Origin of the sequence: Amaricoccus tamworthensis, from assembly GCF_049800875.1 — a bacterium.
Lineage (GTDB): Bacteria > Pseudomonadota > Alphaproteobacteria > Rhodobacterales > Rhodobacteraceae > Amaricoccus > Amaricoccus tamworthensis.
Map to the genome: position 1 here is coordinate 493,285 of NZ_JBNAFV010000002.1, position 25,849 is coordinate 519,133.

The window sequence follows — 25,849 nt, forward strand, 5'->3', positions numbered from 1 at the left end:
ATGAAAAATTTGGAGTAACCCGATGATGAAACGCAGCATGCAAAGGTTCTTAGCGACAGGTGCGACCCTCCTGGCTTCCGCCGTGGCGGCGCAAACAGACGACGGACCGGATTTCGATGGATTTGCGGCGGCCAACGGGCCATCGCCGGGAAATCTCGCCAGTATTGAGGCTGAATGGGCCTGTTCGCAGGAGCGGGACACTCCGGGCTATTTCAAATCACTTAACGGTGCCGAGGTGTCGGACGCGACGCGCAGCCAGTTCTATCCCTGTGCCAGTTTTCTGGGCTCAATGGATGGGCCGAACGAGGTCTATGCCTGGCGCAGTGAGGACAGCTACCAGGGTGTGCTTTTCATGAACAACCGCCGGCCGGGCGAGCTGTATCTCACGGGCGGCAACAACCCACCGGCCCAGGGCGTGGTGCCCGTGGGGCCTTATGTTGCCAGGGTGGATGCGACGACGGGAAAGCAGATTTGGCGGACCGTTCTGCAGAATGGCAACGTCTCGGGCGAATGGGTTGGGGCGGCTAATCTGAACATCCTGCCGGATGGCAACATCCCCGTGGCCTTCGGCAACCACCTCGTGAAACTTGATGGCGATACCGGGCTGATCCTCAAACACATTACCCTGCCGGCCGACGCACCCCCCGAGGGCAGCAATTTCAAACACGTCACGATCGCTCCGGATGGAACACTGATCATCAAGAACCAGACGCGCGCGACCCCCTGCAACATTCAGGGGACATTGGCGGCCTTCCAATGCCCGGGCGGGGCCGCGAAATCGCCCGGATCGACGATCCTCGCCATCGATCCCGAAAGTTTCGAGATCCTCGACCGGATCGCCGTACCGGAAAATGCCGTCACGCCACACACGATCACGGAGCATGACGGCAGGATCGCGATCTATGCGCCGACCGTGGCCCGGTTCCACCGGTTCTTTTGGGACCCCGAGGCTCAGGAACTGTCCCATGATGCGGACTGGGTCATTGATGATTACCTTGACCCGGGTCAGACCGTAGGCGATGCGCCAGGAATTCTCGGCGACTGGGTCGTGGTGCAGGTCAACGGGCTGCCGACGACGAAAGCGGCCTCCGCCATGGTGGCGATCAGCCAGTCCGATCCGTCGAAGATCACGCGGATCTACCCCTTTGGAACCGACCTGCCGACCGGCATGAGCTGGGCCCCGCCCAAGGGTGCGGTGGACCCGGAACTGAGCATGGTCTTCTCCGCCGACCAGAACATGATGAAAATCGCCGGGATCAGTTTCGACCAGGAAACGAGTGAGATGTCGACGGCCTGGACCCTCGATGGCGCGACCACGGCTCTGCAGGCGCTTTACGGTCCGACGGAGGCCCGGGTTCTGGGGACCGCCCGCGCAGAGCCGGGAACCACGCTGGAGGAACTCAATCAGACGTCGAACCCGCCCTACAGGCAGCAGGCGCTGTGGCTGAATGCACGGACGGGCGACGTTTTGGCCGAATCCGATTTCTTCGAACCGATGAACTTCAACACGCTGCTCAGCCCCGGATACGGGGGCAGGTTCTATTACATGTGGGATCAGGGGTTCATCGTGTTGCAGCCCATGCCGGCGCGCTGAGCGCGGAATTTGCAAAGGGAGGGTACCATGAAAGGCTCACTTGCAGCGGTTGCCGTGGTGGTTTGGGGCATGTCAGCCCCCACCACTTCGGCGCAGCAGGGCGTTTCGCCCGTTACGCTGACCGACATTCGTGGCATGCGGTTCTGCGAGTTTCTTCTGATCTTTGATGATCACATCGATATCTACAATACGTCCAATGCTGACGGATGTCCCGAAGACAAATGGATGGCCATGGACACGGACAGCATCGCGGCCAATCACGGAGCCGGTGCCGCGCAACTCAACGGCCCGCATTTTTGGGCGATGGATCAGCAGACCCTCGGGCTGGGCGAGACCAGGACGTTTGGCGGTATCAGGGCAGGCTATGCGGCAACGCTGCCGCTCGCGGCGCTTGGTTCCGGCAAGGGCGCCGATCCCTACAGCCCGTATGTCAGCGCCAAACTTCAGACCATGGTGTTCAGGGCTGGCGAACCGATCTACCAGCTTGTGGGACCTGATGGGGGTGTCTACGTCCTAAACGCCTACGGGGAGGAGGTGACCGACGGTGATCCCGCCAACCTCGCCGAGCAGCTTTCACCAGCCGATGGCTGGCAGTTTCAGGTGAGCGTGCCGGAGGAGGACCTGACAATTGAAGGCACATCCGACACTCCGGTCGATATGGTGGGGGATGACATGCACCAGTATTACACCCGTATGGAATGAGTGCCGGGAACGGCTTCATCCGGGTTTTCCGGGAATATTTTTTCTGTAACGCGGGGGGCTTTCGGCTGTTCTGAAATAAGCGAAAACCCTAGTCGGCCCGCTCGACGCCACTTCCATGACCCGGGACATGGCGATAGGCTCCGGTGCCATGATGAAAACCGGGACCAGTCTGGCAGGTGTGCCGAAGGCGACAGCGGTCGTTTTGACGCTGTGTGTGCTGTGCCTCATGCTGGGCCTGGCATCCTACTCACGGGTTCAGTCTTTTTTCATGAGCCGCGCAAATGACGAGGGCGTGGCTGATCTGCGGCTGGTTTCGGTCACGATTGAACAGTTGATCGGCCGATATGATCCCATTCCGGCGCTGATTGCGGGCGATCCGGAGTTTTGGGAGCTTCTGAAAGACCCGTCGCGTGCGGACATGGTGCCGTTGATCAACGAAAAACTCCGGCATCTGGCCCGCGACGTTGGCGCATCCGACATCTATGTGATGGACCGGTCGGGCCGGACCATCGCGGCCAGCAATTACCGCGAGGAGCGCAGCTTTATCGGAGAAAGGTTCGACTACAGGCCGTATTTCCTGCACGCCGCGGCGGGCGAGGCGACACGGTATCATGCGCTGGGCACGACGTCGGGTGAACGCGGGTTCTTTTTCTCCGCCCCGATCCTGGACGGTCTCGAGGTCGCTGGTGTGCTGGCGGTGAAAATTCCGGTTGATCCGCTTGAGGACCTGTGGCGGGCCAATGACCGGGAGATCTTCGTCTCCGATCTCAACGGCGTCATATTCCTGTCCACGGACAGCAGTCTGCTCTTTCGGACGCTTGAACCTCTTACGAGTGGGGTCAGGCAACGGATTGAGGAGACGCGCCAGTTTCCCCTGTCGGTCCTGGAGTCCCTGTCGTTTTCAGTCACCGGGGGCGGGGAGGACCCGGTGGAGGTCCTGTTGGGTGAGCCCGGCGAGGAGCGGCGGTTCCTGTCCGACAGTGCGTCCCTTGTCCTGCCGGGATGGCACGCGACCGTTTTGCAGCCCATGCGGCTTATCCAGACCAGAACCCTCTTCGCATTGGCGACCTGGGGGCTTGTCGTCCTGGTGCTGACGCTTGCCATGCTGACGATCATCCAGTGGCGCGCGCGGCTGGCGGAGCGGATGGAACACGAACGCAGCCAGAGGGAAACGCTGGAAGTCATGGTGCGGGAGCGGACCGCCGATCTGGACGCGGCCAACACCAGCCTGCGAAGCGAGATTGAGGAGCGCAAGGCCGCCGAAACCCGGCTGCGCAAGACCCAGGCCGAGCTGGTGCAGGCCGGCAAGCTGGCGGCCCTGGGGCAGATGTCGGCTGCCCTGTCCCATGAGATCAACCAGCCGCTGGCGGGTATCAAATCCTATGCCGAGAATGCCGCGCAGTATCTTGAGCGGAAGCGCTATGACGAGGTCGGCACCAACATTTCGCACATCTCGAAAATGATCGACCGGGTCGCGCGCATATCGGCGCATCTGAGGAACTTTGCCCGTCGTCCCGGCGACCAGCTAAGTGCCATTCCCGTCAGCGAGGTGATCGCCGAGTCGGTGGAACTGGTGCGGCCGCACACGCGGCGCAATGAGGCCGAGATTGTCTTTGTCCGTCCGGATCAGGAGGTCTGGGCCATTGGCGGGCGGCTTCGGTTGCAGCAGGTGATGGTCAACGTGCTCACCAACGCCATCGACGCAATGCGCGATCAGGCGCGGCGCGTTGTCGAGATTACGGCATCCGACCGCGGGGAGTATGTCGAGGTGCGGGTGCGCGACACCGGCACCGGATTGCCGGAAAATGAGGAGGAGTTGATTTTCGAGCCGTTTTTCACCACCAAGCAGGTCGGCAGCGGCATGGGTCTGGGGCTGTCGATCTCGTTTAACATCATCCGGGATTTCGGCGGATCGCTGAGCGCGGCCAACCATCCGGACGGCGGTGCTGAATTCCTCGTGACACTGAAGAAGGCGTATGCACCCGCCGGACTGGTGGCTGAGTGATGGCGCCCAGGGTTCTGTTTGTTGATGACGAAGACCATCTTCGGAATGCCGCTTCGCAGACATTTGAGCTGGCGGATATCGGGTGTGACTGTTTTTCCGAGGCAGAGGAGGTGCTGGAGAAACTCGACCGGTCCTTCGAGGGCGTCATCGTCTCGGACATCCGCATGCCGGGTATGGACGGACTTACGCTCATGCGCCGGGTGCTCGAGATCGATGCGGCCCTGCCCATCATTCTGGTGACCGGGCATGGTGATGTTGATCTCGCGGTGTCCTGTATCAAGGAGGGGGCCTATGATTTCCTGGAAAAGCCGTACGAGCCGTCCCGTCTTGTCGCCTCGGTGCGCCGGGCTCTGGAGGCGCGGCGCCTGACACTGGAGAACCGCGCCCTGCGTCGTCAGGTCGGGTCGTCGGACATTGTTGAGGCGCGCCTCGTGGGTCGGAGCCGCCCGATGGCGCGCCTTCAAGATCAGATCCGAGCGATTGCCGCGACCGATGCCGACGTGCTGATCACCGGGGAAACCGGCACCGGCAAGGAGGTCGCGGCGCGCGCCATCCATCGCATCAGCGAACGGTCGAATGGCAATTTCGTGCATATCAACTGCGCGGCGCTGCCGGAAACGACCATTGAGGCCGAGCTGTTCGGCCACGAGGCGGGCGCTTTTCCAGGGGCCACGCGTGCCCGTTACGGCAAACTGGAACATGCCCGCCGCGGCATCCTGTGCCTTGACGAGATCGACAGTATGCCCCTGCACCTTCAAGCCAAGTTTCTCGATGTCCTGCATAACAGGACCGTAACCAGGCTGGGCTCGAACGATGCCATACCGCTGGATATCCGGGTGATTGCCCTGGCCAAGTCCGACCTCGAAGGCGCGGTGGAGCAGGGCCGGTTTCGCGCGGATCTGCTCTACCGGCTGAACGTCATCACCATCCGCATTCCCGCGCTGGCCGAGCGGCGCGAGGACATTCCACGGCTCTTTCCCATTCTCGTGGCTGAAGCCGGCGCGCGCTACAAGGTGACGCCCCCCGATCTGCCCGGCAATCTGCTGGCCTCGCTGGCCGCACGTGACTGGCCGGGCAATGTGCGTGAGTTGCGCAATGCGGCGGAACGCTTTGTTCTGGGCCTGCCCACATCGCCGGATGTCGATGCGACACCGGATGAAACTCTGGCGGACCTGATGGCGGCCCATGAAAAAGCCCTGATCTCAGCGGCCATGGCGGCCCATGACGGTCGGGTCAAGGACGTCTACGAATCGCTGGGGATCGGCCGCAAGACACTCTACGACAAAATGCAGAAATACGGTCTGAACCGGGAAGACTTCAATATCGACGAGTGAGTGGGTCGGAGGTGACACACAAATCCGCGGGCCTGTCACATACATCACCCAGGGGTGCCGCCTGTGCCGCTGAAAATTTTCGGTTTCAGGGTGTTTTCGGTTTTGCAATAGTTTGTGAGGTGTATCTCCGACGCCAACGTTTGCCTGAGTGAGCGTTTTGAGTGAGCGGGGATGCCCCGTCTTTTTGGGAGGAAATCATGAAAGCACTTTCAATCACCGCCATCGTTGCGGCGAGCCTTGCCGCGCCCGTGTTCGCGCAGGACGAGGACAGGAGCGGCTGGCCGGACAGCTTTACGGTCGGCACCGCGTCGCAGGGCGGCACCTACTTTGCCTATGGTTCGGGCTGGGCCAACCTTGTTGCCGAAGAGCTTGGCATCTCCGGCGGCGGCGAAGTAACCGGTGGCCCGATGCAGAACATGGCGCTGGTCCACACCGGCGACGCACAGTTCGGCATGACGACGATGGGTCCGGCTGCGGAGTCCGCGAACGGAACCAACCCGATCGCGCCCGGACTGCAGATGACCAATGCCTGCGCGATGTTCCCGATGTACCAGACCCCGTTCAGCGTGACGACCCTGTCGTCGTCGGGCATCACCTCGATCTCGGAAATTCCTGAGGGCGCGCGGATTGGCTTCGGCCCCGCCGGTTCGACCTCGGACACCTATTTTCCGCGTATGATGGAGACGCTGGGCGTCAATTTCGAGCGCCGCAATGGCGGCTGGTCGGACCTGGGCGGACAGCTGCAGGACGGTCTGCTGGACGTGATCGCCTTTGCAGCCGGTGTGCCGGTTCCCGCGGTCAGCCAGCTTGAGGTTCAGACCGACGTGAACATCATCGAGTTTACCGAGGAAGAGCAGGCTGCCATCATGGAAGCCTATCCGGTGTCGGAATTTGACATTGACGCTTCGACCTACACCACGCTGGAAGCCCCGGCACGGTCGGTGTCGATGTGGAACTTTGCCATCGCGAACTGTGAACTGCCGGAAAGCTTCGTTGAGGCGGTTGTCGATGTCATCATGTCCGACAACGAGCGCATGGTTGGCATTCACAAGGCCGCCGCATCGACCGTTCCCGAGAACTGGGACAAAAATGGTGTCCTGAAATGGCACCCGGGTGCGGCCAAGTGGTTCAAGGAAAACGCCGGTGCCGATATCGCGGATGACATGATCCACGGCATGTAAGCCAGATTGCGGCGTCACGGCGCCGCGACGGTCCGGGGGCCTGCGCCTCCGGACCACACGACCAATAAATAAGAAAATCCAGCGCATTTGGGGAGAAGGCCGGATGACCAAAGAGACAGCGGCTGAAGACGAACACCTGATCGCCGAGGGTGTCGACGAGGAACTCACCGAGGCAAACCGTCGCCTGTTTGAGGGCTGGCGCTTCCGTGTCATTGCGACCCTGGCCGCGCTTTATGCGCTGTTTCACATGGCGGCGCTCAACGGTGTGTCGATCTCGGACTGGACCGGTATTGAGATCCCGTTGCTGCCGACCTTCCCGATGGAGACATGGAACTTCCGCATAGTGCATATTGCGGGCGCGCTTGGCCTTGGGTTCCTGCTGTTCCACGCCGCCGCGTTCCGTGACGAACCGGTGGAAAGCGACGGCGGGTTTGTTCAGAAGGCGGCGTTTGCGCTGATGCTGCCGGCGCTGCTGGCACTTGGAACGACGTTTTATTTTGCCCTCCAGGTGACGGGCGGCGATCTGCCGGAGATGGGCGGGCTCACCACCTGGCCCGCCTTTGAGGGGACCCCGGTTTACCGACAGGAGATCTGGTTTTTCGGTGTGCCGCTGCTGGTTGCTTCCTTCGGCGGCATTGTGCTGGGCTGGATGGAACAGGCCCCGCGTACGCGGTTTCGGGCTTCCGACATGCTGCTGGTGGTCTGCAGCGTCACCGTGGCGTGTTACCTGATCCCGATCTACGCCACCGCAGCGCGGAACTCCGTCGGGACGCCTTTTGTGCCGATCGGGGTGGCCTTCGCTGCCACGGCCGGAGCCGCGATGATCCTTGAGCTGACGCGCCGCGTCGCGGGACTTGCTCTTGTGATCATCACCGGCATCTTTCTCGTCTACACCTTCACCGCGCATATGTTGCCCGGCATTCTCGCGGTCGATCAGCCCTATTCGTGGAAGCGGTTCTTTGGCCACGTCTATTCGGACTCCGGAATTCTCGGGCCGACGACGGCGGTTTCCTCGACCTACATCATCCTGTTCATCATCTTCGCGGCTTTCCTTCAGGCCTCGAAGGTGGGCGACTACTTCGTCAACTTCGCCTTTGCGGCCGCCGGTCGTGCGCGTGGTGGTCCGGCCAAGGTGGCGATTTTCGCCTCCGGCCTGATGGGCATGATCAACGGGACCTCGGCGGGCAACGTTGTGGCTACCGGTTCGCTGACCATCCCGCTGATGAAGAAGGTCGGCTATCACAGGAAGACCTCCGGCGCGGTTGAGGCCGCGGCCTCCACCGGCGGCCAGATCATGCCGCCGATCATGGGCGCCGGCGCCTTCATCATGGCCGAGATTACCGGCATCCCGTACCAGGAGATTGCGATTGCCGCGATCATTCCGGCGGTGCTCTACTTCGTCAGTGTCTATTTCATGGTCGATTTCGAGGCGGCCAAGCTGGGCATGCGCGGCATGAAGCAGGAGGAACTGCCGAAGCTGAACCGCATGGTCCGGCAGGTGTACCTGTTCATCCCGATCATCATTCTGATTGCCGCGCTTTTCATGGGCTACTCGGTAATCCGCGCAGGCACGCTGGCCACCATCGCCGCCGCTGTTGTGTCCTGGCTCACGCCTTTCCGCATGGGCCCAAAGGGCATTTTCAAGGCGTTTGAGCTGGCCGGCATCATGTCGATCCAGATCATCGCGGTCTGTGCCTGTGCCGGTATCATCGTTGGCGTGATCAGCCTGACCGGCGTGGGCGCACGGTTCTCGGCCCTGCTTCTGGGCCTGGCCGAGGCCTCGCAGCTTCTCGCGCTCTTCTTCGCCATGTGTATCGCGATCCTGCTTGGCATGGGCATGCCGACCACGGCGGCCTATGCGGTGGCCGCGTCGGTGGTTGCGCCGGGCCTCGTGCAGCTCGGCATTCCGCAGCTGACGGCGCATTTCTTCGTCTTCTACTTCGCGGTGCTCTCGGCCATCACGCCACCTGTGGCACTGGCCAGTTACGCAGCTGCGGGCATATCCGGGGCCAACCCGATGGAAACCTCGGTCGCCAGTTTCAAGATCGGTATCGCGGCCTTCATCGTACCCTTCATGTTCTTCTACAACGGGGCGCTGCTGATGGAAGGCAGCTGGTTCGAGGTCCTTCGGGCCGGGGCCACCGCGATCGTCGGCGTGTTCCTTCTGTCGGGCGGCGTGCAGGGCTGGTTCATGGGCGGACGCTCGGCCTGGTTCATCAGGCTGGCCCTGATCCTCGCGGCGCTGTTCATGATTGAGGGCGGCGGAATTACCGACCTGGTCGGGCTTGGACTGGCGGCCGGGGCCTGGTTTATTCAAAAAACCTTCCGGCCCGATCCGGGCGCCCCGATCCCCGTCAGCGGCGCCGATTGATAAAGCTGGAGTGATACTTACGATTTGAAAGTCCTGCTGGGTATGCTCCATGCTCCGCAGGACTTTTGCGTACTCCAGCGCTGCTGGAGACGCCCAGGATTGGAGGCGGGGAGGTTTGGCGTACATGGGCACCGACATTGTGGAAGTCCGTTTCCCAAAAAGCCGACTTACCCCTTGACCCCAAAAACTCCATGAAATACGTACGCAATCATTGAGCGGGCGTTGTGTAGTGGTAAGACCTCAGCCTTCCAAGCTGATGACGCGGGTTCGATTCCCGCCGCCCGCTCCAAATTTTCCTGACATTGTGAGAGACGCGAAGTGCCGATTTTGTCGGCGATTTTTTGCGTTTACAAGGTGTGAGCGGAACTGACCGCTTCCAGTTCGGTGGCGTGTTTTGGAATCCGACCGGTGTTTGGCAAGATGCTGGCCTGGCCAAGTGAAACAGGTTTGGTCCTGTAGTCGCTTTCGGCGTTATGTTGTAACATAATTTGCAACGCTGTTGCCCGACCGAGGACACAAACCCATGCCCCAACCTGACATCGCCTATGACACTCAAACCTATCGGGAGAACCTGGCGCGGCAGGTGCCGGGAATGGGGGATTTGCGCCGGATGGTGGGGGTGCTGCTTGCGGAACGGGTTCCGGAGTCTGGGCGTGTGCTGGTTGTGGGTGCAGGTGGCGGGCTGGAGGTGCGGGCTTTGGCCGAAGGGTGGCCGGGGTGGCGGTTCGAGGGAGTGGATCCGTCACGGGAAATGCTGGGGCTGGCGCGGGAGACGCTGGGAGAGCTGGTCTCGCGGGTGGAATTGGTTGAGGGCTACGTGGATGATGCCGGGGCCGGGCCGTTTGATGGGGCGGTGTGCCTGTTGGTGCTGCATTTTCTGAAGCGGGAAGAGCGGCTTCGGACGTTGCGGTCCATGGCGGAGCGGCTGGCGCCGGGGGCGCCTCTGGTCGTGATGCATCACAGCTTTGATGAGGATGGTCCGTGGCTGCGGCGGTATGCCCGGTATCAGCAGGCCTCGGGGATACCGGTGGAGCAGTCGACCAAAATGGCGGAGGTAATTGCCGAACGTCTGCCCGCGCTGTCTCCGGCGGAAGATGAGGCGTTGTTGCGCGAGGCCGGGTTTGAAAGTGTCGAAATGTTTTATGCCGCGTTTTCGTTTCGCGGCTGGGTAGCGTACCGGCGGTCGGGATAGCGCGGACGGATCAGGGCGCTGACTGTTGGGGGACGGACAGGGTGAAGGTGGTCAGACCGTTCTGACATTGCACTCCGATGCCGCCGCCATGGGACGTGGCGATGGAGGAGGCGATGAACAGGCCGAGGCCGAGGCCGAGGCCCTCCGCGGCGGCATTTTGTCCGCGCTGGAAGGGCATGAAGAGGGCGGCGCGGATGCTTTCCGGGATTGGGTCGCCGGTGTTTGAGACGCTGATGGTGACCTGATCGCCAGTGGAGGTGCCGCGGATGTCGATGGTCGTGCCTGGTTTTCCGTGGCTGATGGCGTTCGATATCATGTTGGAGACGGCCTGTGCGATGCGGGGGGCGTCGCAGCGGATGTCGTCGCGAAGGGCGAGGTCGAGGCGGATGTCCTGTTCGGGGCCGGTTGCACGGATTTCCTCGACGACGCCGGCGATGGCCTGGGCGAGCGGGGCCCCGGCGACGGGCGTGATCTGGATGCCGCCGCCAAGCCGGGAGCGGGCGTGCATCATGATGTTGTCGATCAGCTCATTCATGCGGTGGAGTGAGCGGCGCATCATGGGGATGAGGCTCAGGGCGCGGTCGCTTTGCGGTTCGAGGGAGAGTTGGCGCAGGCCCGCGCCGAATGCTGCGACCGGATTGCGCAGGTCGTGGCCGAGAACGGCGATGAACTCCTCCTGGATGCGGGTGAGTTCGCGTTCGCGCTCGACCTGCATGGACTGCGCCTCAAGCTGTTCCTCGGTTTCAAGTGCGCTGCTGATGACGCCTGCGAACATCTCCAGCATGGCGACGACGCGGGGGTGCTTGACGTCCCTTGGTTCCGTGTCGATGGCGCAGAGCGTGCCGAAAAAGGCGCCGTTGCTGCGGTAGATGGGAATTGAGGCGTAGCTGACGATGCCGAATTTGGCGGCGATCGGGTGGTCGCGGTAGACCTCGTCCGTAGCTGCGTCGTTGAACATCACGCGGTCGCCGGTGTCGCGGACGGACTGGCAAAAGGTGGAGCGGATTTCGATTTCGTCGCCGGCGAGCAGCCCGAAATTGACCTCGTCCACCGTGCGGCAGGCCACCCAGCGGTCGGCGGTGACACGGGCCACGGCGGCGAAGCGCATGTTTGTGGCCAGCATGATGGTTTCGAGAATGGTGCCGATCAGTTGGCTGCCGGACAGGATCTCGATATCGGCCTGAAAGTCGTGCAGGCCAGCCAGAAAGGCGGCGTGGTCCTGAACGGCGGTGTCGTTCGAAGGTGTATCGTCCATTGTCCGGTATTCCGAGATATTACGGGAGGGATCATAGCGGGCGCGCGAAGCGAATCCAGTCGAAAGCTGTTTGTCGGTTTTTTGGCAAATGCGAAAGGGGGATGGCGCATTTGCTTGAGCCTCGTCGGTGGCGTTGGTAAGTGACCGCAAACACGGATTTACGGGGTCGGGAAAGACATGGCGCGAATGGACAGTGCGGCGGAGGCGCGGGCGAAGTCCCGGTCGCTGGCACCTCTCAGGGCACTCGGGCCGTTTTTGCGCCCCTATACGACACTGGTTGTTGGCGCGGGTCTGGCGCTGATTGTAACGGCGGGGCTGTCGCTGACGCTGCCGATTGCGGTGCGGCGGGTGATCGACGGGTTCTTTGCGGAGTCTCTGCCGCAAATGGATCTGTACTTTGCCGCCGCCATTGGGATTGCGGGTCTTCTCGCGCTCGGCACGGCGCTGAGGTTTTATCTGGTCACGCGGCTGGGAGAGCGGGTGATCGCGGATATCCGGCGGGCGATTTATGACCGGGTGATCGGGATGAGCCCGGCGTTTTATGAGCGCATCATGACCGGTGAGGTTCTGTCGCGGCTGACGACGGATACGACGCTGGTTCTGTCGGTGATCGGCTCGTCGGTCTCGGTGGCGTTGCGCAATGTTCTGATGCTGGTGGGCGGGCTGGTGCTGTTGTTTATCACCAGCGCGAAGCTGACGCTGCTGGTTCTGGTGGGTGTGCCGCTGGTGGTGTTTCCCATTCTGACGCTTGGGCGCAAGCTGCGGGCTTTGTCGCGGGCCAGTCAGGACCGGATTGCGGAATCGAGCGCGCAGGCATCGGAGGCGTTGCAGGCGGCGCAAACCATTCAGGCGAATACACATGAGCGGATCAGCCGTGATGCCTTTGGACGGCTGACCGAGGACGCGTTTTCGACCGCGAAGAAGCGTATTCTGACGCGGGCGGTGATGACGGCGATTGTGATTTTCCTCGTCTTTACCTCAATTGTGGCGGTGTTGTGGATCGGGGCGCGTGATGTGCGGGCGGAGACCATGTCGCCCGGGGCGCTGGTGCAGTTTGTGATTTACGCGGTGCTGGTCGCGGGGGCCGTTGGGTCGCTGTCGGAGATCTGGGGCGAGTTGCAGCGGGCGGCGGGTGCGACGGAACGTATGGTGGAACTGATCCAGGCGGAGGACCCGATTGTCGTAACGGACACACCGAAGGCGCTTCCGAACCCCGTGAAGGGTCGGATCGGGTTTTCCAATGTGACGTTCCACTATCCGGCGCGGCCGGAGATCGCGGCGCTGGATCTGGTGTCGTTTGACTTAAAACCGGGACAGACCGTGGCTCTGGTCGGCCCGTCCGGGGCGGGTAAATCGACGGTGTTCCAGTTGCTGCTGCGGTTTTTTGATCCGATGTCGGGCGGGATTACCCTTGATGGGGTGCCGTTGCGTGATCTGGATTTGACGGATTTGCGGTCGCAGTTTGCCTCCGTGCCGCAGGAGCCGGTGATTTTTGCGACCTCGGCGCTGGAGAACATCCGGTTCGGAAGGCCCGATGCGACGGATGACGAGGTGCGGGAAGCCGCGCGGGCAGCGGATGCGCACCGGTTTATTGAGAAGCTGCCGGACGGGTATGACACCTTTGTCGGTGAGCGCGGCGTGATGCTCTCCGGCGGGCAAAAGCAACGGGTTGCGCTGGCGCGGGCGATTTTGCGGGATGCGCCGGTTCTGCTGCTCGATGAGGCCACGAGTGCGCTGGACGCGGAGAGTGAACGGGCGGTGCAGCAGGCGGTTGAGACCCTGTCCGAGGGACGTACGACGCTGATCATTGCGCACAGGCTGGCCACGGTGAAACGGGCGGACCGGATTATCGTCTTCGAGGAAGGCCGCATTGTGGCCGATGGCAATCACGAGACGCTGGTGGAGCAGGACGGCCTTTATGCGCGGCTGGCGCGGTTGCAGTTCACAGATGGCGCGGCGTAACGGGCAAGGCGGTCAGCGCAGGGCGCGACGGGTTTTGAGCGGCTCTTTGGCGATTGCCTGGCGCTGCACGTGGACGAGATAGCCCAGCGGTTTTTTGAACGCCGCATGCCGCGGGCTGGAGTCCAAAAAGTCGAAAATGCGCAGCAGGTTGACCGGGTGGCGGGCGACCAGTGCTTCGAGCAGGTCCATGGCCGGGTCGGGGTCGTGGCCCTCGATGATCCGGGCGGCGGTTTGAGTTGGCGTGAGCAGAACGTAGTCCTGTGGGCGCTGGTCCGTGTCGCGGAGGGCATCGAACGGCGACGCACCGAGGGCACGAAATTTCGGCATGTGTATGCGGATGTCCTCCGCCCGGTTTTCTATGACGGTGCCGGACTTTTGCGAAAAGCCCATCGGTTTAAGGCGGCGCAGCGCCCGGTCGCGCATGGGAGCGCAGAGCATGTCGAGGTCGGACCGGTCATAGCGCAGATCGTCAAAGACCGAAATCAGCCGGAGATGCGTGTCCGCAACAATCAGATATGGATCCGCGTTGAGTACCATGACACGCTCCGCGAAGGGCGTCGTGGCCTCGGTGGCGGGTGCGGTTTTGGCCACTGGTTTCAGCAGTTTCATCAGGCGAAAACTCATGGGGTTATGATGTGGCGCGGGGGGCGCATGTCCAGTGCCTTACACGTCATTGTGTCGATGTCGGGCGGTTTTCGGCTGCAATCCGGCGCCGGTGTGGTTGATCCGTTGGTTCCCGGCTTTATCTCTTAGTTGTGAAGCCATTCGCGGGGGGCCATATGCTTCAGGAAAAGAAATCCGAAACTGACGGGGAAAAGCGCAAGGTTCTTCTGCAGCGGATCATGGAAGACCTGAGCCGGGAGTCCCCGGAATTCTACTACCAGTCGACCAGCGAGGTTGCGCGGCTGGTACATGCGCAGATCGACAGCGGCAGGCTCAACGCGGACGAACGCAAGCTTCTGGAACCGCTGACCATTCGCGACATCGAAGTGCTGCTCAGCCTGCACTGACCTCGTTTGCTCGGGTTTTGGCCCCGTGCGGGTCGAAAAGCCGTGCCAGGACCGGATTACCTGAACCTTCCTTTGCGTAATCCCTTGTCCGGATGGGCGTTCGCCCGCATTATTGATTCATCAATATGAGATGCCCAGGCTGAAACGGGACAGAGACAGGGGAAGAGCGCCATGCAAAAAACGGCGGTATTCGCGGACAAGGTGGCCGTGGAGGAGGAGATGCCGGTCGGCGACCGGTGGACGGCCCGTTCGCTTTATGAGCAGCTTGCACAGACCGTTGACATGCACGGGGCGCGGCCTGCGGTCAGTTTTCAGCTGAAATCCGGCCCGAAGGACAAAAAGGTCACGCTGACCTGGCGCGAGTTGAAGGCCGATGTGACGCGGGCGGCCAATCTGTTCCACAATCTGGGGATCGGCCCAAAAGATGTTGTGGCGTATCTTCTGCCCAACGGGATCGAGGCGCCGTTTGTGATGCTGGCCGGGGCCACGGCGGGGATCGTCAATCCGATCAACCCGATCATTTCATCGGAGCATATCGCCGGTATTCTGCGTGAGACGCGGGCCAAGGTTGTCGTGACGCTGGCGCCTTTCCCGAAGACCGATCTGGCGCAGACGGTGGCCGATGCGGTTGCGATGGCACCGGATGTGGAGACGGTTTTGCAGGTGGATCTGGCGCGGTATCTTGGCGCGCCGTTGGGATGGATCGTGCCGTTTATCCGGCCGAAGATCGATGTGAGGCACAAGGCGAAGGTTCTGGACCTCTACGCGGAGATGGCGCGGTACAATCACGAGTTTCTGGATTTCAAGGAAACCCTCGATGACCGTATGTGCGCCTATTTCCACACGGGCGGGACCACGGGCCTGCCCAAGGTGGCGCAGCACCGGGCGAGCGGGATATTGTACAATGGCTGGATCGGGTCATCGCATCTGTTCACCGAGGACGACACGATGCTGTGTCCGTTACCGATGTTTCATGTACTCGCGGCCTATCCGGCCTACATGTCGGCTCTGATGTCCGGATGCCATGTCGTGTTTCCCACGCCACAGGGGTATCGCGGCGAGGGGGTAATGGACAATTTCTGGAAGCTGGTTGAGCGCTACCGGGCCACCTTCATGATTACGGTCCCGACGGCGGCGGCGGCGTTGCTGCAGCGGCCGGTCAATGCGGATGTATCGACATTGCGGCTTGCCATCAGCGGGTCGGCCGCGATGCCGCAAGAGGTGTTCTCGCGCTTTGAGGAGGCCACCGGCGTCAAGATCCTTGAAGGCTATGGCATGACCGAGGCCACCTGCCTCGTGTCGATCAATCCGCCGTTCGGGACCCGCAAGGTGGGCAGTGTCGGCTTTTCGTTCCCCTATACGGATGTGCGGATTTTGCATTGCGAATCCGGCGGTAAGATCCAGCGCGAGTGCGGTACGGATGAGGTTGGCGAGATCTGTGTGAAAAACCCCGGGGTGAATGAGCAGGTCTACACCGATCCCGTTCGAAACCGCGAGGTTCTGACCGAGGACGGGTATCTGCGCACCGGCGATCTGGGCCGGATCGACAGTGACAATTACATCTGGATCACCGGGCGGGCCAAGGATCTGATCATAAGGGGTGGGCACAACATTGACCCGGCGACGATCGAGGAGGCTTTCATGAAGCACCCGGATGTGGCGTTTGCCGGCGCGATTGGTCAGCCGGACCGGCATTCCGGTGAAGTGCCGGCGGTTTATGTGGAACTGTCGGACGGGGCGAATGCGACGGTGGATGAACTGATCCAGCACGCAAATGGCGAGGTCCAGGAGCGTGCGGCGTTTCCCCGGCATGTGGAGATACTGGATGAACTGCCGAAGACGGCGGTGGGCAAGATATTCAAGCCGGCGTTGCGGCGTCTCGCCATTGCACGAACCTTTGATTACGCCCTGAAGAAGGAGGGCTCGAAAGTCCGGGTTCTGGGCGTGGAGGAGGACACGAGGCTTGGGCTTGTTGCCGTGGTGTCAGGCGGTGCCGATGCGGCCGACGACGAGGCGGCGGAGCACATTCTGAACTCCTTCACCGTTCCGTGGCGTCGCCAGACGGCGGAAGAGGCTGCTGCGTCCACGGAGGAGCAGGCCGGGTGATATCGCTATGTCGGTATTGACCCGGGCCGCGGGTTGCGGGCCGGATTTCAAGGATCAGGACTTGTCCCTGACGCTGTGACGGGTGTTGCAGCCACGGTTGCCGCGGCGGATTTCCGTCTCAAGGCGTATCAGGGCATCGTCCAGTTCCTCGGCCAGTCCATGCATGGAGTTCATCGCGGCATACACGCGGAGTTCCGCAAGTATGTCGAACATCTGGTCGTTGTTTTCTGGTAGATACATGGTCGCCTCAATTTACTGGTCCGAAACCGTGAGGCGTCGGATGATCCTGTCTAGACGTTTTTTTGACCGAACAGTTAGGAAAAATCCCCAAAATCGCCGCAAAATGGCTGATTTCGGCCGAAAGGTTAACAAAACTGATCGCAATGTGAGTAAATCTGTCTGGTATTTGCGATAAATACGGTCCCTGTTTTGTCGCGGCCAAGAGTTTCGCCGGACATTCACGCTTTGCCGGGAATCAATACGTTGCGGGTACGGGAGCCGGGTTTGATGCGAATAATCCGGAGCCAAAAAATGGCGTGAGAATGGCTCGAGCCTGGTATCATTCCACCAACGGTGCCGGTATAGCGGAGACAGGCGCTGAATGCGGGCAAGAGAGCGGAACGGGAATGCGGGATTTTGATGACAGGGCGTTTCGGGACGCTCTTGGCCATTTCACGACGGGCGTCACCGTTGTCACCACCATGACGGAGGACGGGCCGCTTGGCATGACGGTGAACAGCTTCGCGAGCGTGTCGCTGGACCCGCCGCTGGTTCTGTGGTCGCCGGCCCGGCACTCGGACCGCTTTCCGGCTTTTGAGGCCGCGTCCCATTTTGCCATCCACGTACTGAACGAGGACCAGGCCGATCTGTCGATGCGGTTTGCGACGACCGGGACGAATTTCGACGGGCTGGATTTTTCGAAGGGAGCGGGGGATGCGCCGCTCTTTGAGGATTGCGCCGCTCGCTTCGAGTGTCGCCATGCCGCAGGGTATGACGGTGGGGATCACCTGATCGTTGTGGGCGAGGTTCTGCGCTTCGATGTGCCAGGGGGGCTGCCGCTGCTCTACCATCGCGGAAGCTATGCCAGGCTGTCGAGGGATTAAGACGGGGTCCGCGGCGCGGAGCTGGTAGAGTAACAGGTAGGGGGAAACTTGGCGCGGTCTCTTGCAAAAACGGTAACGCATGAATTGTGTCAGATGTTGCCGCCGGTGGTGTATTTCGGGATTGGCTTCAATGCGCTTGTGCTGACCATTGACGGGCTGTCGCCGGATAAGGGGGCCACTCCGATTTCCCATCTGACCGCCTGTGTGGGGGCTTTGCTGGTGGCGAAAGCGGTGATCGGGGCGGAGATGCTGCCTTTCTTCAACCGCTTCAACGGGCGGTCGCGGTTTGTCTTGATCCTGTGGAAGTCGTTTCTCTACTACATTCTGACTACTGTCCTGCATGTGGCGGAGCGGGCATTTTCGGCCAGCCGGAGTTCGGAAGGGTTTGACGCAGGTGTTGCAGCGGATGTGCAGGCGTTTGACTGGAGCCATTTTGGGGTGGTTCAGATGTGGCTCGCCATTCTGGTGTTCACCTATACCTCGCTCATGGTTTTTGTGCGCGATCTGGGGCATGAGAGCGTGTACGACGCCTATTTTCGGTGAGCCAAAGGTCAATGGCCATCCGAAAGGCACCGCGCGGTTTGTGACCCTTCCATGACTGATCTTGCCCCCTGGCGGGGCTTTGGGGTACGAGGACGCGCAACTGTTAACCCCGGATCGGATTATGGCGAAAAACAAAGTGAAAAAACCACGCAGGGCACGTGCGGAAACTCCGCGCGGGTTCCGTGACTATTTTGGTCAGGACGTGGTGGCGCGCTCGGAAATGCTGTCGCGGATCACGGAGGTTTACTACGCCCATGGGTTCGATCCACTGGAAACGAGCGCGGTTGAGACCGTGGAGGCTCTTGGAAAGTTCCTGCCGGATGTGGACCGGCCGAATGAGGGCGTGTTTGCCTGGGAGGATGGCGACGAGGGCTGGATGGCCCTGCGCTATGACCTGACGGCCCCCCTGGCGCGCGCGTTTGCGCAGCACCGGCGGGATCTGCCCAATCCTTACCGGCGCTATGCGGTCGGGCCGGTCTGGCGCAATGAGAAGCCAGGGCCGGGGCGGTTTCGGCAGTTTTACCAGTGCGATGCGGATACGGTCGGCTCGGCCAGTGTTGCCGCGGATGCGGAGATCTGCGGCATGTTGGGGTCCGCTCTGACGGCGGCGGGGATTGATGCTGCGGATTATTCGATCCGGATCAACAACCGTAAGGTCATGAATGGCGTTCTCGAAGTGGCCGGGCTGCTCGACAGTGCCAATCCCGAGGCAAAGGCCCACGAACGGGGCATTGTCATGCGGGCGGTCGACAAGCTTGACCGTCTTGGCCTCGATGGTGTGCGGGCGCTGCTCGGTGAGGGGCGCAAGGATGAAAGCGGAGATTTCACGAAAGGTGCGGGTCTGGCGGATGAGCAGGCGTCTCTGATCGTGGAATTCATGGGCGCGCGGCGCGATGACGGTGCGGCGACCTGTACGCGGCTGCGTGAACTTGTGTCCGGGTCGATCACGGGGCTTGAGGGTGTTCAGGAGCTTGAGACCATTGGCGATCTGCTGACAGCGCGGGGACAGACCGGGTTTATGATCGATCCCTCCGTCGTGCGTGGGCTGGGCTATTACACCGGTCCGGTGTTCGAGGCGGAGCTGACCTTTGAGGTACTCGACGACAAGGGCCGTAAGCAGCAGTTTGGTTCTGTGGCTGGTGGGGGTCGCTATGACGATCTGATCACGCGGTTTACCGGCGAGAAGGTGCCGGGAACGGGTGTGTCGGTTGGCGTGGACCGTTTGCTGGCCGCATTGAAGGCGAAGGGTCGTCTTGCGGACCAGGGCGCCGGGCCGGTGGTCGTGACCGTGATGGACAAGGGCCGCATGGCCGATTACCAGGCGATGGCGGCGGAGTTGCGCAATGCCGGTATTCGTGCGGAGGTCTTCCTCGGCGGTGGCAACATGGCCAAGCAGATGAAATACGCAGACCAGCGCAGCAGCCCGGTGGCGATTGTCGAGGGCGGCAATGAACTGGAGCGCGGTGTGGTTCAGGTTAAGGACCTGGTGCTGGGCGCGAAGCTTGCCGCGAATATCGAGAGCAACGAGGACTGGAAGGCGCAGCCGGCGCAGCAGGAGATTGCGCGCGGTGATCTGGTCGCACATGTGAAGTCCATGCTGTCGCGGGACGGGGCCTGAGCCATGGTAACCGATCGCGCCTATCTGAAGGGCGCCCGCATGGGTGCGGGCCTGTCGCAGCTTGATGCAGAGATTTCGTCGGTTCTCGGTGTGCTGATGTCGTCGGGCGCGGACCGGGTGGAACCCGAGGTCTTGCAGCCGGCGGATGTTCTGCTCGATCTTTATGGTGAGGACATCCGGGCGCGGGCTTTTGTGACCCGTGATGACCGGGCTGAAATGATGCTTCGGCCAGATTTCACGGTGCCGTTGGTAAGGCTGCATGCGGCGGCTGAACTGGAGGAGGCCCGCTATGCCTATTGCGGGCCGGTCTGGCGGCGGCAGGAGTTTGGATCAGAGAGGCCGCGCGAATACCTGCAGGCGGGGTTTGAGCTGTTTGGCGCGTCGGATCAGGCAACGGCGGACGCGGAGGTTCTCTCGCTGATTATGGAGGCGGTTGGCGACGCGGGTGTGCGGTTCGTGACCGGCGACATGGGTCTGGCGATTTCGGCAATTGACGCGCTCGATACCAGTGACGCGCGCAAGGCGGCGCTGCGTCGGCATTTGTGGCGGCCGCAGCGGTTTCAGTCGCTCCTGCGCCGGTACGGCGTGGATCATGCGCTGCATGTGGAAAAACGGCGGGAGCTGGTTGAGGTTCTGAACTCCGGCGGGCTCGATGCCGCGATACGGGATGCGGGCAAGCCGGTTGGACTGCGTTCGGCTGACGAGGTTGCGCGACGGGTACGGGCGCTGGCGGATGAGTGCGAAATCGCTCCGCTCGATCCGGGCGCGGTGTCGTTTTTGGAGGCCGTGCTGGCCGTGAAGGGCAGTTCGACGGAAGCCCTGGCGCGGTTGCGGGATTTGCAGGACGGGCAGGCCGGATTTACGCGGGCTGTTGACCGTCTCGAAGCGCGGCTGGCGGCGTTTGAGGCACGCGGCATTGACCCGGAGGGACTGGCCTTTGAAGGCAGTTTTGGGCGCACGACGCTGGAATATTATGACGGGTTTGTGTTTGGAGCCGAGGCCGTGGATGCGCCGGACCTGCCTGCGGTGGCCAGTGGTGGGCGGTATGACGCTCTGACGCGCACGTTGAGCCAGGGCGAGGGTATGACGGCCGTAGGCGGCATGATCCGCGTTGAGGCGCTGGCGGCACTTCGGAGGGCGGGCGCATGAGTGTGAAGCTGGGAATTCCGTCCAAGGGGCGTCTGCAGGAAGGCACGATCGACTGGTTCGGCGAGCGCGGCATTCGCATTTCCAAAAGCCGGATGGGCCGGGAGTACCAGGGCCAGGTTGAGGGGATCGACGGGGTCGAACTTGTGCTTATCTCCGCCGGGGAAATTCCTGGTGAACTGGCAGCCGGCAGGTTGCATCTGGGCGTGACCGGGCAGGATCTCGTGCGTGAGGAGATCGCGCGCTGGTCGGAGCGGCTGGTTGAACTCTCGCCCATGGGATTTGGCTTTGCCGATCTGGTGGTGGCGGTGCCCGCCTTCTGGGTGGATGTGGTGAGCATGTCCGATCTGGACGCGGCGGCAGCGCGTTTTCGGGCGGTGCACGGGCACCGTCTGCGGGTGGCCACGAAGTACCACCATCTGGTGCGGGAGTTTTTCCGGAGCCACGGCGTGGCGGATTATCAGCTTGTGGACAGCCAGGGCGCGACCGAAGGGACGGTGCGCAACCTGACGGCGGAAGTGGTGGCGGATATCACCTCTACGGGGTCGACGCTGCGTGAGAACCATTTGCGTGTTCTTGATGATGGTCTGATCCTGAAGAGTGGTGCGACGCTGTTTCTGTCAGGTGCGGCGGAGTGGGCGGATGGTGAGCGGACTGCGCTGGCCGAGGTTTGTAAGCGGATTGGTGTTGAGGTGCCGGGGATTCCGGGGGGCTGACCGCGGTTTTGATCCGAAGTCTGTCGCGGCTCGATCTGCCACGGATATAGCCGAATTGCGCTAACGTCCGCTGGCCCAGCCGTTCAGGCGGGCGCGGAGGGTGTCGCTGCGGCGGGTGGCGAACAATACGTCATCGATGCGTGTGGTGCCGTCGGTCTGGGGGACGACGACGAGGTATTCGGTCCAGGCCGGGTTGCCCACGGCACCGAAGTTCTGGCGTTTGATTTCAACGATGGCGGAACTGATGGTCCGGGCGGTGCATTCGCTGACCTTGGTCTGGTAGGTCTGGAACAGTGTGCGGCCCGATGGCATGTTTGGGTTGGCGGAGGCCTGCCGTATCAGGGCGACGAGTGATTCTGAGAGGACCGGAGCCATGGCGGAGGTGTCGCCGGCGAGCGTCAGTCGGCAGAATTCCTGGCCAAGTGCGTCCCAGTCATAACCGAAGCGGCTTTCAGCGTCTGCGGTGACGGGCAGGAGAAGCAGCGCCGCCGCAACCGCAAGTGGTGCGAGCTTTCGCAGAAACATTTTACAACACTCCGATTTCAGCCAATTCGGCCATGAGTTCGGGGGGCATGTTGTCGGTTTGCGTGTCATCGTCCAGATCGGCGGGGGCATCCAGGCCGTTCAGGTAGCGCCAGCCCTGGAACGGGCGACGGGGCTGTGGCACGGTGCGGATCAGTTCGGGATCAAGGATCAGGGCGCAGCGGCGGATGCCGTCCTCCCCGATTTTTTCCTCCAGGGCCACGACCTTCTGGCGGGCGAGGATCAGGCCCTTGAAGACCCAGTAGAGCGAACCGCCGTCGAGCAGGGCGTCAGCCTGTTTGGGCCAGGCCCGGGTGATGTGGCGCGGGCGGGGATCAATGCCGTCAGCCGCACGCTGCGCCGCGCGGGCCTCCTGCCACTGCCGCAGTTCATCGACGGATTCCACTCCGACGCATAGTTTCACCAGGTTGACCGCTGCCGTCATGTTTGCGCTATCTCCTGTGGACGTGACGCGGTGTGACACAATATAGTGGAAACAAACCGGCGTCATCCGCGAATTCGGCGGTAACCATGAATTGACCGAAAGAGGCGGCGGGCGTATTCTGGACGCTCTCACACCAATCAGGGATTTTCGCAGATGAACAGGCCTGACCGCAGGAATTTCGACGTTGCCCCGTCAGATGAAATGCCCTGGCAGGAGGTCAGTCTGGATGTCCTGCGGGAGAAATACGCAAAAGGTGCGGAGAAGGATCTCGATGCACCCGAAATGGTCCGTGCCGTGCGGGCGCGGGTGGCCAGGGGGTTGGCGAAGGTCGAGGATGATCCGGCAAAACACGAACCGGAGTTTCTGCGCGCGCTTGAGACCGGGTTTATTCCCGGCGGGCGGATCAATTCAGCGGCGGGGTCGGATATTCGCGAGGTCACGCTGATCAACTGCTTCGTGCAACCGGTGGGCGACTCGATTTCCGGTAATTCAGACGGCAAACCTGGAATTTATACCGCCCTGCGGGAGGCTGCGGAAACCATGCGCCGGGGTGGCGGTGTGGGCTATGATTTCTCCACGATCCGGCCAAGGGGCGCGCGGGTGCATGGCACGGACAGTTCCGCGTCGGGCCCGATCAGCTACATGCATGTGTTTGACCAGTCCTGCGCCACGGTGGAATCCGCCGGGTCGCGGCGTGGGGCGCAGATGGGCGTTTTGCGCTGTGACCACCCGGACATCATGGAGTTTGTTGGCGCGAAATCCCAGGCCGGGCGGCTGAACAACTTCAACATTTCCGTTGGGGTGAGCGACGCCTTCATGGCAGCCGTGGACGCGGATGAGGATTTTGACCTCGTGCATGAAGCTGAGCCAGGGCCGGCTCAGTTGCGGGCCGGTGCGCGTCAGCGTGAGGACGGCAAGTGGATTTATGCCACGATCAGGGCGCGGGAGCTGTGGCAGATCATTGCCCGCAACACCTATGACGCGGCCGAGCCGGGCGTGTTGTTCCTTGACCGGATCAATGGCGAGAACAACCTGCATTACTGTGAGCGGATCGAGGCGACCAATCCCTGCGGTGAGATTCCCATTCCTGATTACGGATGCTGCTGCCTCGGGTCGATCAATTTGACGCGGTTTGTGGACAATGCCTTTGGCGTCGATGCGGTCTTCCGGGCGGAAGCGTTCGCGGATTGCGTGGCGACCGCGATCCGGATGCTCGACAACGTGTTGACCGCGACGGTCTGGCCCTTGCCGGAGCAGGCGACGGAGGCGGCGAACAAGCGCCGCGTGGGTCTGGGATTCACGGGGCTCGGCGATGCGCTGATCCTGATGGGGCTGAAATACGACAGTGTTGAGGCGCGGGAGTTTGCGGCGGATGTAACGCGGACCATGCGGGATGCGGCCTATCGCGCGTCGGTCGCGCTGGCAAAGGAGAAGGGTGCTTTCAAACTCTTCGATGCGGAGCGGTATCTGGCGTCGGGCATGGCGAAGCGGTTGCCGGAGGATATTCGCGCGGACATCCGCAAATATGGTATCCGCAACAGTCACCTTCTGTCGATTGCACCGACCGGGACGATTTCGCTCGCCTTTGCGGACAACGCCTCCAACGGCATCGAGCCGGCATTTTCCTGGTACTACACCCGCAAGAAGCGGGAGGCCGACAACACAACCCGCGAGTATCAGGTTGAGGATCATGCCTACCGGCTGTGGAAGGCGCGGGGCGGCAATTCGGACGAATTGCCGGAAGCGTTTCGCAACGCGCTTGAGATTTCCGCGATGGACCACATGGAAATGCAGGCGGCGATCCAGCCCTATATCTGCGCGGCAATTTCCAAGACGGTGAACGTCCCGGAGGACTATCCGTTTGAGGATTTCGAGGATCTCTACCTTCAGGCCTGGAAGCGCGGGCTGAAAGGGATCACGACCTATCGGCCGAATAACGTGCTCGGGTCGGTTCTGTCGGTGGAGAGCAAGGCGGGTGAGGATCTCGACCAGTCCGATGAGGATCGGCGCATTCAGGTGAGCGACGCGCCGCAGGTGGCTCTCGCCGCCCTGCGCTGGCCGCACCGGCCGAGCCTGAAGGCGGGGTCGCCGTCCTGGACCTATATGGTGGAAGCGCCGGGGAACCGGTTTGCGGTGTTCGTCGGGCACGTGGAGAACGGGCGCAATCAGCCGTTTGAGGTCTGGGCAAATGGCGAGCAGACGCCGCGTGGCTTGGGTGCGCTGGCGAAGAACCTTTCCATGGACATGCGGGCGCAGGATTCGGACTGGCTGCGCATGAAGCTGGAAAGTCTGGAGAAAACTCCGGGCGCGCCATATCACATGCCGATGCCGCCGGACGGTAACCTCGTACCGGTGGCGGGGAACGTAAGTGCCTTTGCCAAAGTTGTGAAATTCCGGTGCGAAAGCCTTGGGGTTTTTGATGACGAGGAGGCGGAAACGCCGCTGGTGAATGCGCTGTTCTCGCGCAAGGAGCCCAAATCGGGCGTGGAAGGCACGCTGAGCTGGACGGTGGATATTCTGAACCCGACCACGGGCGATGACTTCGCAATGTTCGTGAAGGAATGTCTGCTGCCCGATGGCACGAAGCGTCCGTTCAGTGTGTGGCTGTCCGGAGCGTATCCGTTGGAATTCAACGGGCTGACCAAGAGCTTGAGCCTCGACATGCGCGTGATCGATCCGGCCTGGATCGGAAAGAAGCTGCGTGGTCTGAAGGATCTGCCGGAGGCGCAGGGGGATTTCTTCGCCCGCCAGCCAGGGAGTGCGAAGCAGTCGGTTCAGCCGTCGACGATCGCCTATGTGGCCCGATTGCTGATCCACCGCTATGCGATGCTTGGGCTGCTCGACAGTGAAGGGTTTCCCGTGTCGGGCAGTTCGACCATCTGGAGCGATGCGCCGGTGCCGGAAGAGGCGCCCGCCGTAGGCACGGCGCCCTTGGGGATCGTGGCCGGGCGGACCTGCCCCGAATGTGGCCATGCGGCGGTGATCCGGCGGGACGGGTGCGATTTCTGCACGGCCTGCGGCTATACCGGCAGCTGCGGATGATC

General features: G+C 61.9%; 21 protein-coding genes and 1 tRNA gene. 17 read left to right on the forward strand and 5 right to left on the reverse strand.

Features of this window, described 5'->3' with window-relative positions; genetic code table 11:
• Nucleotides 1-22: 22 nt before the first annotated feature.
• The 8 genes from ACP15P_RS06730 (at nt 23) to ACP15P_RS06765 (ending at nt 10,379) form a co-directional block, all read left to right on the forward strand.
• Nucleotides 23-1,594: an NHL repeat-containing protein gene (locus ACP15P_RS06730; RefSeq protein WP_424927739.1), complete on the forward strand. Its 1,572-nt coding sequence runs from the start codon at nt 23-25 to the stop codon at nt 1,592-1,594.
• Between the two features lie 27 nt (nt 1,595-1,621).
• Nucleotides 1,622-2,296, forward strand: coding sequence for a hypothetical protein (locus tag ACP15P_RS06735; RefSeq protein ID WP_424927740.1), 675 nt, complete (start codon nt 1,622-1,624; stop codon nt 2,294-2,296).
• 115 nt (nt 2,297-2,411) lie between these two features.
• Nucleotides 2,412-4,301 carry a sensor histidine kinase gene (locus ACP15P_RS06740; RefSeq protein ID WP_424927741.1) on the forward strand — a complete coding sequence of 630 codons (1,890 nt, stop codon included), beginning with the start codon at nt 2,412-2,414 and terminating at the stop codon, nt 4,299-4,301.
• Nucleotides 4,301-5,635, forward strand: coding sequence for a sigma-54-dependent transcriptional regulator (locus ACP15P_RS06745; protein WP_424927742.1), 1,335 nt, complete (start codon nt 4,301-4,303; stop codon nt 5,633-5,635). Before ACP15P_RS06740 ends, ACP15P_RS06745 begins: the two co-directional genes overlap by 1 nt.
• Nucleotides 5,636-5,832: 197 nt before the next feature.
• The gene (locus tag ACP15P_RS06750; protein ID WP_424927743.1) at nt 5,833-6,816 is read left to right on the forward strand and encodes a TAXI family TRAP transporter solute-binding subunit; all 984 of its coding nucleotides are present in this window, start codon (nt 5,833-5,835) and stop codon (nt 6,814-6,816) included.
• Between the two features lie 103 nt (nt 6,817-6,919).
• Nucleotides 6,920-9,187, forward strand: a complete 2,268-nt coding sequence (locus ACP15P_RS06755) for a TRAP transporter permease (RefSeq protein WP_424927744.1) — start codon at nt 6,920-6,922, stop codon at nt 9,185-9,187.
• Nucleotides 9,188-9,402: 215 nt separating this feature from the next.
• Nucleotides 9,403-9,476: transfer RNA gene (locus ACP15P_RS06760), tRNA-Gly, on the forward strand.
• A gap of 234 nt (nt 9,477-9,710) precedes the next feature.
• Complete coding sequence (locus ACP15P_RS06765; protein WP_424927745.1) at nt 9,711-10,379, forward strand: methyltransferase domain-containing protein; 669 nt, start codon at nt 9,711-9,713, stop codon at nt 10,377-10,379.
• Between the two features lie 10 nt (nt 10,380-10,389).
• Here ACP15P_RS06765 and ACP15P_RS06770 read toward each other — a convergent pair whose 3' ends face one another.
• Nucleotides 10,390-11,634, reverse strand: a complete 1,245-nt coding sequence (locus ACP15P_RS06770) for a GAF domain-containing sensor histidine kinase (RefSeq protein WP_424927746.1) — start codon at nt 11,632-11,634, stop codon at nt 10,390-10,392.
• 177 nt (nt 11,635-11,811) lie between these two features.
• Here ACP15P_RS06770 and ACP15P_RS06775 point away from each other — a divergent pair, with 177 nt between their 5' ends.
• Entirely contained in the window at nt 11,812-13,596 is a 1,785-nt protein-coding gene (locus tag ACP15P_RS06775) for an ABC transporter transmembrane domain-containing protein (protein WP_424927747.1), read from the forward strand.
• A gap of 12 nt (nt 13,597-13,608) precedes the next feature.
• Here the strand turns inward: ACP15P_RS06775 and ACP15P_RS06780 are convergent, their stop codons facing one another.
• Nucleotides 13,609-14,205: a hypothetical protein gene (locus ACP15P_RS06780; RefSeq protein WP_424927748.1), complete on the reverse strand. Its 597-nt coding sequence runs from the start codon at nt 14,203-14,205 to the stop codon at nt 13,609-13,611.
• Nucleotides 14,206-14,375: 170 nt separating this feature from the next.
• Here ACP15P_RS06780 and ACP15P_RS06785 point away from each other — a divergent pair, with 170 nt between their 5' ends.
• On the forward strand, nt 14,376-14,606 hold the full coding sequence (locus ACP15P_RS06785; RefSeq protein WP_424927749.1) for a hypothetical protein: 231 nt from the start codon (nt 14,376-14,378) through the stop codon (nt 14,604-14,606).
• 171 nt (nt 14,607-14,777) lie between these two features.
• On the forward strand, nt 14,778-16,712 hold the full coding sequence (locus ACP15P_RS06790; RefSeq protein WP_424927750.1) for an acyl-CoA synthetase: 1,935 nt from the start codon (nt 14,778-14,780) through the stop codon (nt 16,710-16,712).
• A 54-nt stretch (nt 16,713-16,766) separates the two neighbouring features.
• Here ACP15P_RS06790 and ACP15P_RS06795 read toward each other — a convergent pair whose 3' ends face one another.
• A complete protein-coding gene (locus ACP15P_RS06795) occupies nt 16,767-16,952 on the reverse strand; it encodes a hypothetical protein (RefSeq protein ID WP_424927751.1) in 186 nt (61 codons plus the stop codon).
• A 386-nt stretch (nt 16,953-17,338) separates the two neighbouring features.
• Here ACP15P_RS06795 and ACP15P_RS06800 point away from each other — a divergent pair, with 386 nt between their 5' ends.
• The 5 genes from ACP15P_RS06800 (at nt 17,339) to hisG (ending at nt 21,838) form a co-directional block, all read left to right on the forward strand.
• On the forward strand, nt 17,339-17,815 hold the full coding sequence (locus ACP15P_RS06800) for a flavin reductase family protein (protein WP_424927752.1): 477 nt from the start codon (nt 17,339-17,341) through the stop codon (nt 17,813-17,815).
• 93 nt (nt 17,816-17,908) lie between these two features.
• Nucleotides 17,909-18,358 carry a hypothetical protein gene (locus tag ACP15P_RS06805; protein ID WP_424927753.1) on the forward strand — a complete coding sequence of 150 codons (450 nt, stop codon included), beginning with the start codon at nt 17,909-17,911 and terminating at the stop codon, nt 18,356-18,358.
• A gap of 121 nt (nt 18,359-18,479) precedes the next feature.
• The gene (gene hisS, locus ACP15P_RS06810; RefSeq protein WP_424927754.1) at nt 18,480-19,976 is read left to right on the forward strand and encodes a histidine--tRNA ligase; all 1,497 of its coding nucleotides are present in this window, start codon (nt 18,480-18,482) and stop codon (nt 19,974-19,976) included.
• A gap of 3 nt (nt 19,977-19,979) precedes the next feature.
• On the forward strand, nt 19,980-21,125 hold the full coding sequence (locus tag ACP15P_RS06815) for an ATP phosphoribosyltransferase regulatory subunit (RefSeq protein ID WP_424927755.1): 1,146 nt from the start codon (nt 19,980-19,982) through the stop codon (nt 21,123-21,125).
• Nucleotides 21,122-21,838 (forward strand): ATP phosphoribosyltransferase, encoded by a 717-nt coding sequence (gene hisG, locus ACP15P_RS06820; protein ID WP_424927756.1) that lies wholly within the window; start codon nt 21,122-21,124, stop codon nt 21,836-21,838. Before ACP15P_RS06815 ends, hisG begins: the two co-directional genes overlap by 4 nt.
• A 60-nt stretch (nt 21,839-21,898) precedes the next feature.
• Here hisG and ACP15P_RS06825 read toward each other — a convergent pair whose 3' ends face one another.
• Together ACP15P_RS06825 and ACP15P_RS06830 are read right to left on the reverse strand one after the other, a co-directional pair.
• Entirely contained in the window at nt 21,899-22,363 is a 465-nt protein-coding gene (locus ACP15P_RS06825; protein WP_424927757.1) for a hypothetical protein, read from the reverse strand.
• A gap of 1 nt (nt 22,364) precedes the next feature.
• Entirely contained in the window at nt 22,365-22,805 is a 441-nt protein-coding gene (locus ACP15P_RS06830) for a DUF1489 family protein (RefSeq protein WP_424927758.1), read from the reverse strand.
• A 153-nt stretch (nt 22,806-22,958) separates the two neighbouring features.
• On the opposite strand from ACP15P_RS06830, the gene ACP15P_RS06835 reads away from it, so the two are divergent.
• Nucleotides 22,959-25,847 carry an adenosylcobalamin-dependent ribonucleoside-diphosphate reductase gene (locus ACP15P_RS06835; RefSeq protein ID WP_424927759.1) on the forward strand — a complete coding sequence of 963 codons (2,889 nt, stop codon included), beginning with the start codon at nt 22,959-22,961 and terminating at the stop codon, nt 25,845-25,847.
• The last annotated feature ends 2 nt before the right edge of the window (nt 25,848-25,849 follow it).